Raw genomic sequence first — 12,455 nt, forward strand, 5'->3', positions numbered from 1 at the left:
TTTATATTAATTTTTTTGCTGCCCTATCTACCAAGTCAAGAGCATGAGTACAACCGGATTCATCGTTGTGCTTTCTATTTTCGAATAAAATCCAATTTCTGACTAAGTCAAGTTGTTTTTTTGTATACGAATGATAGATATCATTTGTAGTTTTTATCCGCCAATGCACTTCTTCTCCCCAAAAATTAATTCCAGTTAGTACATTCATCATCCATTCCCTCGTGTCACTCATGTACCTTTTTTCATTTGCTATTTCCTCAAGATAAGAAAGCCTTATGATTGACGGGAGAAAATAGGCAAGAGCACTACTTGCAGCAAAACTCACAAACTCGGCGTTATAGTACCATTGTATAGCAGGAACATCAATCCAGCGTTGGTTCAAAAACGGTTCGCCGCATTCTCGCCCTTCATCATCCGGATGGTCGGGGTTTTCAATGAGATCGCGAATACTACTTGTTGGAAAAACAGGAGTTTCCAACGGAAATGCTTTTTCCACTTCGTGGATCATATTATTGAGAATCTCGGAAGGATAAATCATAGCCATGTTAATTTACGCTTTTTCTTTATTCTCATGCAATAATAACTCTCCGATTCATGCTAGGGCCAGTTTCCTGCCCACAGTGCAGACTTCCTGCCTAACTATTGGATCCATATTTTGCAGGCAAATGTACTTAATATCATCATATCTCTGCCTAGGGGAAAATAAAAGAACAGGTCTAGCATTGATTGAATTAAACTTTAATCAAACATGTAACAAGCTTATGAACTGTATTCTATAAAGGCTGCTTCCATTCTACTTTAAAGGATAGAAGATAGAAATTATATTTATGTTTAGTACTTAAAACATAATACTTGTTACAGACCTCGAACCAAATCCTGCTTTTTCCGATCCACTTTTTCAAAATGCCATCGATATTCATCAAACCGAAAGCACTGTTCTTCATCAAACGATGTGACTGGTGGGCGATACGGTTGGAAAAACAAATACCATATCCATTCATATTTTCCGTCTTCCCTTTCCTCTGGCCACAGAACAGGATAATACAGATAATCTTTATTATTCCATATATTCAAACCGATCTGCTTTCCCAGCAAATGAAATAAAAATTTCACGCATAATAATTCTGGTCGAGAGAGTTTTCCTACGCCTTCTTCTTCAAAAGATTCTTTCGATTCAAATCCAAGGATACCTAAATCCGATTCACCGATATAACGCGACCAGAAAAATCCGGCCCCATCTGTCACGCCATCTGCAACAAACACCTGTTTAGCCTCTTCTTCCGTGACAATACTTATCACTTTGCGTACATTCACACCCTCATTATTCCACACTATATCGCCTGTTCTAACTGGCAAGCCTTCGGGATAATAAATAGTTTTTTGCATAGAATTATTTTTGTTCTATATTATAAAGGGCCTCCGCCACCAGCGGGATTAGGAGGGGGGAGGGCCATCCGGGGCACTTCCTTCTGGTGGAGTTTGTGTGTTTTCCAAAGTAACAGGACCATTCCAATTGCATATGCATGATGGAAATGGAGCCTGATTCATCGTCCATACTTTAACGTGACCTACAGTATCACACTTGTGAGCTCCTCTTTCTCTGGATCCTGGTTTGGCAATGTCATGCCGTTTCGATCCAGCCGGGGGCTTACAGGGTTTACAGCCTTTCCGGGTAGCGATGACAACAGCCGCAGCCGCAACTCTTGCAGCTCTTCGAGATATATTAGATGATGATGTAATGCCTCGAGTCGCTCTTGCTATATCCGCGAGATAAGAAGGAGAGTTGGTCATCGCAGCATCCGGTGTTTTCACTGGGATACTCCCAGTATAATCGATAAACGTGAAAAGATTATTATAAACCATTCTATATAAATTGAAATTACCATCCTCTCCAATGGGCTCCCTATTCAACCATCTACCGTTTAAAATATTATAATATCTGTAATTATAATATACCAGACCTAATTCATCATCCGCATATTCACTGGAGAAACGGAAGGGATTATCCTTCGCCATATTGCCTTCCATCCTGAGAACATTGCCGTATGGGCCGTATTCATACAGGGCGCGGCATTCTCCCTGGGTATCAAATAGGCCTGTAGTATTTTTCAACAGATCATGCGTATAAAAAAGGTTTTCCACATAGGTACCCGTTTCGTCGAATGTGGTTATTGCCAGGATTCGTGTTGCCGTGGACTCCATAGGATCCCATAGATAGGTTTTCCGAAGAACGGGTTGCACCGTTTCCGTTGCATTGGCTGCATCCAGTTCCGCAAGTTGGAGAAAACCACAGTAAATAAACCGTTTCCGGGACACCAGCATTTCTCCTTCATAGACTGTTTTTTCCACTCTCCTGTTCAGGTAGTCGTAACGGCATTCCACCCGCTTGGCATCCTGCGTGAATCTGACCGCCTGATTCAAGGCGTTATACTTTACCTCCCACTCGCCTGTAGAGGTTTTTACCTTAATCTGGTTGCCGTCTTCGTCGTACTCCCGTATCAAAGGACTTTCTTCTCCGCCGATAATGGAAGTGTATTGGTTGAGACTATTTGTCTCATAGACGATTGTAACTTCTCCCGTTTCTTCCTGTGAGGGTTCCCGATCACCGGAAATGTACTGGTTGAGATTATTTGACAAATAAACGGTGGGAGCCGCTTCCGCTCCTTCCTGTGAGGTCAACCGGTTACCGATATTGTCATAGGAGTAGCTGTACGTTCCGCCCCGGTTCATCACGTCGGCAACCAGTTCGTCCCGGTCATTATACGTGTAAACATGAGTAAGATCGGGATTGGGAGTATTAAAGTAATCCTTCTTTTCCAGGGGGCGCCCCAGTGCATCGTAAGTATAGTCGACTTTAGCTAAATAGTCGGTACTCCCCGGACGCTGGTAGGCTATTTTAGTCAGCAAGTCACGTTTTTCCTCCCGGGCATACCATCTCTTGAGGGCGTTGGGATAGGTGAGCGTTTCCAAAAGTCCATGAACTGCATGATAGCCGTAGGTAAACCGGTCGCCTGCATGCCTGAGGGAAACAGTGCCAAGGCGTTTGTACATATCATAATTCCAAATGGTTTGAAAAACAACATCATCTTTGTATTGCAAACTATAGCCAGGAAATCGTCCCAGACTGTCCCTTTGATAGTCAAGCCGGCTGGCCACCAGACCTGCCGTATTTTCCTGTACCGCTTCATTGTATTGGTTATAGGAAAACGTGCGCGTACCGTAATCATCCGTTACCTGTGTAAGGAGATTGAGATGGTTATATGTGTAGCCTATGGCCGGCGTGGCATCATTGTGAGTGACAGAGAGCAAATTTCCCGTCAACTCATCATAGCCGTAAGTCGTCATAAGATGAGTCCCCTGTTCATCAACCGTCCGGGCTTGTGATTTGGCCACCAGCCTGTTCCACCCGTCATAGGAATAGGTTTCCCCATGCCCGTCAGCATAGGTTTTTGCCGTCATGAGGCCGGAGCCTTCATCATAGCTCCACACGGTGGTATCGCCATCCGTCCGTTCACGCGGATCACCTGCTATGGTTTCTTCCGGAGCCCGGAAAGTCTTGAGTTCTACCAACCTGTCCGCATCGTCGTAAGCAAAAACAGAGGGCTGCGCTGCCGTACCATATTCAGCAGTCTTGCGTCCGCGCAAATCGTAAGCATAGCAAGCCGTTTTCCCCAGTGCGTCCGTGATGCAGGAGGGCAATGCCGTCACCGGATCATAGACAGTCGTAACCGTATTGCCGGCAGCGTCTGTTCTCCCGGTTTCGCGCCCGGCAAGATCAAACATGATCGTGGTTTCATTGCCGCGCGTGTCCGTAAGGATTTCCTTTTTCCCCGTGGCCGTGTAGGAACGCGCCGCAGTCGTAGTCATGTTTGCGAAATCCTTTTTGGAGACTTCATACCCATCAATGACAAGCACTTCTGCAATGACTATGGAATCAGGAACCTGTTTCCTGATTGTACGTTTGCCGGGAGCCGTATATTCCATCCATTCCGGAATTTCATTGCCTCTCGTATCCGAAGAGATGATCTTTTCAGCAACGACTGGAGACAGGAAAGAGACCAGTCTCGCCGTGCTTTTCGAGTAAGGCAGCCCGTAACTATTGTAATTCACCACAGTCTTCACACGGTATATGCCGTCTTCCCTCCGTTCACAGGCATAGGAGTATTCTGTTATATGGGAGTTAGCCGGAGCAGGTTCTTCCGCCAACTTCCAGGTCTCTTTCACCACGTTGCCGAAGGAGTCATAGTCGTAGAGCATCGGAGCCATGCCGTCCGTCCCTTTCCGCAACAGCCTGTTCTTTGTATCAAAACTGTATCGTTCATGGATGAGGCCGCCGCTGGCATTGGCCCGGGAAAGACGGACTACGTTGCCCCAGCCATCCGTTACAGATTGTTCCATAAGGACCGGTTCCCCGGCTTCCTGCGGTATAAGGGTGGAATGGAGAATCCCTTCTTCCGTGCATTCCGTTTGATAAAGCAAATGCCTCTGTCCCGTTCCGCTTTGTTCCAAAATGGTTCCATCCGCATGGCGGCGGGTGACAAGCGTGGCTCCTGCCGGCGTGGTAGCGGTTTTCGTCAATCCATTCTCACTATAGGCATAGGCATGGTCTCTCCCAAGCACGTCCGTTTCACGAACAAGCTGCCCCAGCAGGTTGTATTCCCGCCCTTCACTGGTTGCCATGGGACCGACGTCCCGCCGTATCGCCAGGGCTCTGCCAAAAGCGTCCCGCGTGTAGCTGACAATGGTCTCCGGAGTAGTTTCCGTAGCCGAACGAATGGTTTCCACAAGCTGGCGGGCCGTGTTGTAGGCATACGTAGTCATCACTCCGTCTTCATCCTTTTCCCACAAGGGGCCGCAACACATCATTTCACGTTCCGTCACGCGTCCGTTGCCGCGCGTGCGCTTGATCCATCGCCTCTCCTTGTCATATTCGTAGTCCGCCGTATCTGTCAATGCCCAGGTTCCATCCATCAGAAAAGCGTATTTTTCTATCCGGGTGTTGGTGCCCTGTGCGGACACGTAAGTCAATTTGCGCTTGCTCTGCCCCGGCACAGCTTCTCCCCCAACCCGGGTTTCCGCCGTAATCCTGTACAGGGCGCCGTATTGACTGTCTGCTTCATACTCGTAAGAGGTCTGTACCCCATTGACGGCCTGCCGCATCTTCAACCGGCCCCTTGCATGGACATTGGAAGCTGAGGGCATCCATGTTTCCGTTATTTCCACTTGCTCTCCTTCCGCACCCAGGGCAGCCGTCCGCTTGGTCACACGGCGCACATCATTGGCTTCCTCATAGGTGTAGTGCGTGTCCCTTAACCGTACAGCTTTGATGGTAAGAACGACATATTGGTGGATGATATCCGGATCCGGACGGTCCGAGTACCGGTAATAGGTGTAGGTGCCTTTTCTTTCCCCTCCGGACCAGGGTTCCATGCGAACTGTTTCACGACCAAAAGCGTCGTAGGCCCACGTCTTGACACTCCCGTCGGGAGCAGTTTCCCGTGACAGTTTTCCTATGCTGTTATAATCGTAAGTGGTTTCCCGGGCATAATCAGTGCCGTAGGCTTCAATTCGGCTGGTGCAAAGGTTCCCCTTGGAGGTCTGTTCATAAGTTTCACACACGCGAGAAATGGGTGTTCCTGTTTCTCCGCGCTGAACGGTAGTGATCAATTTCCATGTGGTGGAAGTGACAGTCTGTTTTTCCCGCAGGGTGTAAATGGCGTCTTCTTCTTCACCCTGGGACATGCACCAGGCGCCTCCCGTTCCCTGCCAATAACGGGTGACATATGGGGAACGGCCTTCAGCCTGTTCCGTGACCGTGAGTTTGCTGGTTGCCGTATCTCCGGAAATGGAGAAAGTCTTAAACGGAGTACCCGTGACGGGATAAACGCCATTCGCTTTTTCCCCCACCTGCTCCGGCAGATAAAAGGCAATCACATAGCCGTCAGCCGTCACATGTTCAATGCTGGCAAGGCCATCCCACAGGTTCCATATCTGGCGGATGTTTCCGTCACTCCCCCGCACGATGTCCAGATATTGGGAAAAATCCTGCGCCGTATAGGAAGAACCAAGCTTGGAAACATACCCGGTAGCGTTCTTTAGGGAAGAGAGTGAAGCCCCTCCGTACAAAACGGAATTTCCCCTGTTATTGCTCACGCGCATTTCCGTAGAAAAAAGAGAAGCTGCATTGGCAGTACGGCTGCTCTCTTGGGCGTAAGTCATGGAAACGGAGCCACCCCGTTTCTTGGACCCGCCTATGGAGCCTGCACTGGCCGCGCCAGCATAGCAGTAATAATTGACATTGGTACCCCCATTCCTGATCTGAAAAGCCGTGTCCGCTCTCAAGCTGCCTCCGGGAGGCGGCTGGATACTGCTTGCCATCGGGTGCAGGTATTGAAGAGCGGCGGGCGTCCATAATTTGGAAGAAAAGTTGTAAGCTACAATTTCCAGCATGCCATAAGGCATTCCTTCCATCCCCCGGAAAGCTCCGAAATTGGTGCGCCACACCATGCTGGTTTTCCTGGTCTGAGTGGTTACGCGCTTACCGGCGGAAGAAATGCTGCCGTACAGGGAGGCGGAAGAAAACCTGCTGCGAGCTGTGGGAGGGGGTTCCGCTCCTCCCGTGTTATCCATGCATCCGTCTGAAGAGGAAGGATTGCCCACCGGCTCATCACCGTCTTCATCTCCCCCATTGTTGCCGTCCGGACATGGATTGCTGGAGCTGCTGTTGGGAGAACTGCTGCTCCCTCCGCTGCTGGAACCGCATGGATCGTCTTCGCCTTCGTCGTCATTGTCCACCGGTTCCGTTTGCGTATCCGGAGGGACATAGGAAGAGGAAGAACCAGTCTGATGGTCAGTGACGACCACGTTCATATCAAAGGTAAGCTTGGCAACATTCTTCTTATGGTCTTTGAGGGTAATGTTTTGATATTCCAAATGAGCCTCATGCTTCCCTCCCTCGATGTCAAATGAGGTTTCCTTCGGATCATAGGTACCGCCTCCTTCCGGCCCGCGCGGACCGAGGTTCATGATCTCCTTTTGATCCACCGTCAGCGTCGCCAAATCATCGGCGCCCATGGTGACAAAGCATTTGGCCGTTTCAGAAGGCCCCAGCGGGCGCACCTCAAATTCCCAATTCCAATTCCGGTCAAAAGCATCCGGAGCGCTTTCATCGATGGGCGTCGGTTTTCCTCCGCTGTCGGAACTGCGCGCTCCTGTAGGGAATTGATATCGTCGTTAAATTGTTCTTTCATGGTTGAAATAGATTAATCATTGATTATCAATCATTGATTGATTCCAACACGGGAATGCCAGCAATAACTTTATCAATTCATTACCTATGCCAACTAATTTTTACTCTTCAACACGCCCAAAACGGAATAGACGCTATCCAGGGGCCATAAGAATATCTGCCATTTCATTCACTCTGGCAGCCAAACTACTTCTTTCCCATGAGAAAGAGGGGATTTTCCCCACTACTGAGGAAGCTTCATTGAATACCGGCTGACTTCCCATCGCCCGGAATAATGACCAATCCTCATTCCGGGCATAAACCGGTCCTTTCCCAGCAGAACACAGCACGGGAATCGCTTGAGACGAAAGGGAAGAATAACCTTCCCTCGATACATTTTTATCATTCAGGAGAGCTGCTCCTTCAAGTTCTCTAAAAGGTTGGCGCAGCCGTCCTGGAGCAATTCCACCACATGGTCAAAGCCTTCCTGCCCTCCATAGTAGGGATCCGGCACTTCCTCATCCAGAAAACGGGTGGTGAAAAAGCACATGGGAACAATCTTTCCTTCCCATTGCCCTCTTTTATCCAGCTGTTTCAAATCCCGCAGATTCTCCCGGTCCATTCCCACAACCAGGTCGAACTGCTCCAGATCATCCTTCCGCACGGGGCGTGATTTGACTCCCGGATTCTGATAACCGTATTTTTCCAGGGCCTGGACCATCCTGGCATCCGGAGGACAGCCGCGATGATAGCCGATCATGCCGGCGGAATCGCTTTCAATCAGGCTTTCCAAACCTTGTTCCTTCACCATCTTCTTAAAAATGATTTCCGCCGCAGGAGAACGGCAGATGTTGCCCAGGCAGACAAACAGGACTCGGTAGGGTTCGGAAGCATTCATGAAAGGCATTTCTTTTCTTTCAGGATAGGCAAGACGTTTCCCCGGATCAAGAGGGAAGAGTTTCCTGTACGGAAAACAGACACACGCCGGGACAACGCAGGGAGCAAAGCGCAGAACGCCGCCGTGCCGCCCCAAAATAAGATTCCCCTGTGTTTCGGCTTGCGTCAGAGGGTGTCTGGCTGTAGATTATCGCATGGCAGATCTCCCTCTTGGATTAAGTTTTGATGACGTGCTCCTGCTGCCCCGCCTGAGCGCGATTCTTCCCGGTGATGCGGACATCAGTTCCCAGCTTGTTCCCGGTTTTGACATGAAAATTCCCGTGCTGTCCGCAGCCATGGATACCGTTTCCGAATCGGAACTGGCGATTGCCCTGGCACGGGAAGGCGGCCTGGCCGTCATTCACCGCAATAATCCCATCGACATCCAGGCGGCCATGGTTTCCCGCGTGAAGCGTTTTGAAAACGCGGTCATCCCGAACCCCGTCACGGTGAACAAGGACATGACGCTGGAAGAAGTCCATCAGATCATGATGGACCAGGGTTACTCCGGCTTCCCCGTGGTGGACGCCAACCGCAGGCTGGAAGGCATCGTCACCGGACGCGACATGCGCGGCGTGGACGATTACCAGAACATCCGGGTCAAGGACGTAATGACCCCCCTTTCCCGCCTGGTTACGGCGGCTCCCACCACCACCATTGAGGAAGCGCGCCACATTCTTTACACCCACCGCATTGAAAAGCTTCCCCTGGTGGATGAAAACGGCGTGCTGGCCGGCCTCATCACGGAAACGGACATCCAGAAGCGCGCCATGTTTGCAGACGCTTCCAAAGACGAGCACGGCCACCTGCGCTGCGGCGCCGCCGTGGGCGTGGGCCCTGATTACCTGGACCGCGCCAAGGCGCTGGTTTCCGCCGGAGCGGACGCCCTGTTCATTGACGCTGCCACCGGCCACACCACCCGCGTCATGGACGTGGTTTCCAACCTCCGCAAGCTGACGGACCGCCCCATCGTGGCCGGCAACGTGGTGACGGCGGAAGGAGCCTCCGACCTCATCAAGGCGGGCGTGCAGGCCATCAAGGTGGGCGTGGGCCCCGGCTCCATCTGCACCACCCGCGTCATTTCCGGCGTGGGGATGCCCCAGTTCACCGCCATTCAGGAGGTAGCCTCCGTAGCGCGTCCCGCGGGCGTCACCGTCATTGCAGACGGCGGCATCCGCTATTCCGGGGACATCGTGAAAGCCCTGGCCGCCGGCGCTGACCTGGTGATGCTGGGCGGCCTGCTGGCCGGCACGGAAGAAAGCCCCGGCAAGGTGGTCCACTATCAGGGCCGCCACTTCAAGCAGTACCGCGGCATGGGTTCCCTGGGCGCGATGCGCCGCGGCTCCGGCGACCGCTACGGGCAGAACAGCTCCGGCAAGCTCGTTGCGGAAGGCGTGGAAGCGCGCGTTCCGTACAAGGGCATGCTGGCGGACGTGGTCTTCCAGCTCATGGGCGGCCTGCGTTCCGGCATGGGCTACCTGGGCGCACACAGCCTGACGGAGCTCCGGGACAAGGCCCGGTTCGTCCAAATCACCTCCGGCGGCCTGAAGGAAAGCCATCCCCACGACATCACCATCACGGAAGAACCCATCAACTATTCCTGTTAAACCCTCTCTCACATGGACGACAAGCACCTCGTAGCCGTCATTGACTTCGGCTCCCAATACACCCAGCTCATTGTGCGCCGCGTGCGCGAACTGGGCTACATGGCCAAACTGTACGCGCTGGAAGACCTGGACCAGATTCACGAACCCGGCGCCGTCATCCTTTCCGGAGGCCCCAAAAGCACCACGGACGCAGACGCCCCGGATATTGACTTTGAATGGCTCAAAAGCCTGAACGTCCCCGTCCTGGGCGTGTGCTACGGCATGCAATTGCTGAACATCAAGCACGGCGGTTCCGTCAAGGCCAGCAACAAGCGGGAATACGGCCCCGCCGCCCTGCTTCCGGAAGCCTGCACGGGCCTGTACCGGGACATGTCCCCCTCCTCCCAGGTATGGATGAGCCATTCGGATACGGTGGACCACCTGGCGGAAGGCTGCCAGGTGATCGCCCGCAACGCAGAAGGCGTCCCCGTCTCCCTCCAGTGGGGAGAAGCAACTTTCGGCATCCAGTTCCATCCGGAAGTGACCCATTCCCATGAAGGGCGCACCATCCTGCGCAACTTCCTCTCCTGCGCCGCCAACCTCAAGAAATTCGATATCGGCGACTTCAAAAGGCAGCTCATCCGGGAAATCCGGGAACGCGTGGGCAACAAGCAGGTGGTCTGCGGCGTCTCCGGCGGCGTGGACAGCACCGTGCTGGCCGTCCTGCTGCATGAGGCAGGCGTGAACATGCGCGCCATTTTCGTGGACAACGGTCTGCTTCGCAAGAATGAGGCCGATGAGGTACGCGCCAATTTCGCCCGCATGAACGTGGAAATTGAAACGGTGGACGCTTCCGAACGCTTCCTGACGGCCCTGGCCGGGGAAGGCGACCCGGAAAAGAAGCGCCGCATCATCGGCGGCCTGTTCATCGACGTATTCTGGGACGCTGTGGGAGACGCGGAAATGCTCGCCCAGGGCACCCTTTATCCGGACGTGATTGAAAGCGCCTCCAACGCCAAGTCCAAGGCCTCCGTCATCAAGACACACCACAACCGCGTGGAGCGCGTGCTGGAACTCCAGGCGCAGGGGAAGGTGCTGGAACCCCTAGCGGAATTGTTCAAGGACGAGGTGCGCGAACTGGGCGCCTCCATGGGCATCCCGCACGACATCCTGTGGCGCCACCCCTTCCCCGGCCCCGGCCTGGCCGTGCGCTGCCCCGGCGTAGTCACCAGGGACCGCCTGGACATCATCCGGGAGTGTGACGCCATCTTCATCGGCAACCTGAAGAAATACGGCTGGTATGAAAAGGTCTGGCAGGCCTACGCTGGCCTCATCCCGGTGAAAACGGTGGGCGTGAAGGGAGATGAACGTTCCTATGAATGGGCCACCAACCTGCGCGCCATCGTGTCGGAAGACGCCATGACGGCGGACTGGGTAGAACTGCCCCCGGCCCTGCTGCGTGAAACCAGCAACCGCATCCTCAATGAAGTGAAGGGCATCAACCGCGTCCTTTACGATATTTCCACCAAGCCCCCGGCCTCCATTGAGTGGGAGTAATACTATACCGCTCCTAAAAGGGAGGCTGTAAAGTCCCATGAATACAGGTCTTTCGATCTCTATTGCATGGCGAGAGGATAAACCCAGCGAGGTTAAAGTTTAGTTTATCCTTAACCTTTTGTTTGCCACAAAGCGCAGGCACCGTTCCTTGCCAATGGCAAGGGGCGGTGCACCGCTGCTCCCTGCTGGTAATTTGCAGAATAGCATCGTATATCACTTCCTGCGATGGAGGAGTAAAAAAGGTATTTATAATAACAAGAAGGCAATATTGCATGATTGAAATTGAATCTAACAAGCAGGCTTGGGGTAAAATATCAGAAGAGCATTATCATCACTTTAAAGCTTTACTAAGTGATGATAATCTTCACTTGAACTATTATATACAGGAAGAACTGGGTGACATATCAGGCAAGGAAATAATCCATTTACAGTGTAATACCGGTGCAGATACATTGATACTTGCCAAAACAGCTAAAAGCGTGGTCGGGGTAGATTTAGTTCCTGACAACATATTTTTTGCAAATAAACTTGCCGGCGATCTTAATTTTAAAAACGTAAAATTCATTGAAGCCGACATCATGACTTTATCAAAAGTTCATGGTGAAAAATACGATATTGTCTTTACCTCGGAGGGAGTATTGGGATGGCTTCCCGATTTGAATGTATGGGCGAATACCATTCGCAGCCTTTTAAAGGATAACGGCTATTTGTATGTATTTGATTCACACCCATTTTTTCTTTCCTTTGATGAGAGCAAACTGGACAAGGAAGTTTTCGAGATTAAATACCCCTATTTCAGTAAAATTCCCTCTGTGGATAGTTCCATCGGCGGATACGCCTGTGAACCGAAAGATGGCGTAAAATCCTATTTCTGGATGCATACGGTTTCGGATATTATTAATTCATTGACGAGGGCCGGTCTGCACATTGAATATTTTAATGAACATGCTGAAAACTTTTATGATTCTGGAAATATGCAGGCTTCTTCTTCAAAGAAAGGGCTATATGCGTATAGCTGCAACAGGGACAAGTATCCCATGTCATTTAGCTTGAAAGCATCTGCATACCCTGCAAAATGAGCATTCATTCACGATCGCTCGGCAGAATGGCTGCCACAGTCCATAATCAACAACAAAGGGAAAAAGACA

7 protein-coding genes are annotated in these 12,455 nt (G+C 51.4%); 3 read left to right on the forward strand and 4 right to left on the reverse strand.

Annotated elements, in window-relative coordinates; translation table 11 throughout:
* Nucleotide 1: 1 nt before the first annotated feature.
* From J5W70_RS04080 to J5W70_RS04095, 4 genes are all read right to left on the reverse strand, one after another.
* A complete protein-coding gene (locus tag J5W70_RS04080) occupies nt 2-544 on the reverse strand; it encodes a hypothetical protein (protein WP_022396381.1) in 543 nt (180 codons plus the stop codon).
* A 311-nt stretch (nt 545-855) separates the two neighbouring features.
* Nucleotides 856-1,386 (reverse strand): hypothetical protein, encoded by a 531-nt coding sequence (locus J5W70_RS04085; RefSeq protein WP_022396382.1) that lies wholly within the window; start codon nt 1,384-1,386, stop codon nt 856-858.
* Nucleotides 1,387-1,434: 48 nt separating this feature from the next.
* Nucleotides 1,435-6,507: an RHS repeat domain-containing protein gene (locus J5W70_RS04090; protein WP_215832941.1), complete on the reverse strand. Its 5,073-nt coding sequence runs from the start codon at nt 6,505-6,507 to the stop codon at nt 1,435-1,437.
* Nucleotides 6,508-7,634: 1,127 nt separating this feature from the next.
* Entirely contained in the window at nt 7,635-8,126 is a 492-nt protein-coding gene (locus J5W70_RS04095; protein ID WP_022396384.1) for a low molecular weight protein-tyrosine-phosphatase, read from the reverse strand.
* Nucleotides 8,127-8,319: 193 nt separating this feature from the next.
* Here J5W70_RS04095 and guaB point away from each other — a divergent pair, with 193 nt between their 5' ends.
* From guaB to J5W70_RS04110, 3 genes are all read left to right on the forward strand, one after another.
* Nucleotides 8,320-9,771 carry an IMP dehydrogenase gene (guaB, locus tag J5W70_RS04100; protein ID WP_022396385.1) on the forward strand — a complete coding sequence of 484 codons (1,452 nt, stop codon included), beginning with the start codon at nt 8,320-8,322 and terminating at the stop codon, nt 9,769-9,771.
* Nucleotides 9,772-9,783: 12 nt separating this feature from the next.
* Entirely contained in the window at nt 9,784-11,307 is a 1,524-nt protein-coding gene (gene guaA / locus J5W70_RS04105; protein WP_022396386.1) for a glutamine-hydrolyzing GMP synthase, read from the forward strand.
* Nucleotides 11,308-11,579: 272 nt separating this feature from the next.
* A complete protein-coding gene (locus J5W70_RS04110) occupies nt 11,580-12,386 on the forward strand; it encodes a class I SAM-dependent methyltransferase (RefSeq protein WP_022396387.1) in 807 nt (268 codons plus the stop codon).
* Nucleotides 12,387-12,455 lie beyond the last annotated feature (69 nt).

The organism is Akkermansia massiliensis (assembly GCF_018847375.1).
GTDB classification, from domain to species: domain Bacteria; phylum Verrucomicrobiota; class Verrucomicrobiia; order Verrucomicrobiales; family Akkermansiaceae; genus Akkermansia; species Akkermansia massiliensis.

Excerpts from the sequence above, each read along its gene's own strand:
- J5W70_RS04080 (WP_022396381.1), bottom strand. The coding sequence starts at position 544 with ATGGCTATGATTTATCCTTCCGAGATTCTCAATAATATGATCCACGAA.
- J5W70_RS04085 (WP_022396382.1), bottom strand. The coding sequence starts at position 1,386 with ATGCAAAAAACTATTTATTATCCCGAAGGCTTGCCAGTTAGAACAGGC.
- J5W70_RS04090 (WP_215832941.1), bottom strand. The coding sequence starts at position 6,507 with ATGGTGTGGCGCACCAATTTCGGAGCTTTCCGGGGGATGGAAGGAATG.
- J5W70_RS04095 (WP_022396384.1), bottom strand. The coding sequence starts at position 8,126 with ATGAATGCTTCCGAACCCTACCGAGTCCTGTTTGTCTGCCTGGGCAAC.
- guaB (WP_022396385.1), top strand. The coding sequence starts at position 8,320 with ATGGCAGATCTCCCTCTTGGATTAAGTTTTGATGACGTGCTCCTGCTG.
- guaA (WP_022396386.1), top strand. The coding sequence starts at position 9,784 with ATGGACGACAAGCACCTCGTAGCCGTCATTGACTTCGGCTCCCAATAC.
- J5W70_RS04110 (WP_022396387.1), top strand. The coding sequence starts at position 11,580 with ATGATTGAAATTGAATCTAACAAGCAGGCTTGGGGTAAAATATCAGAA.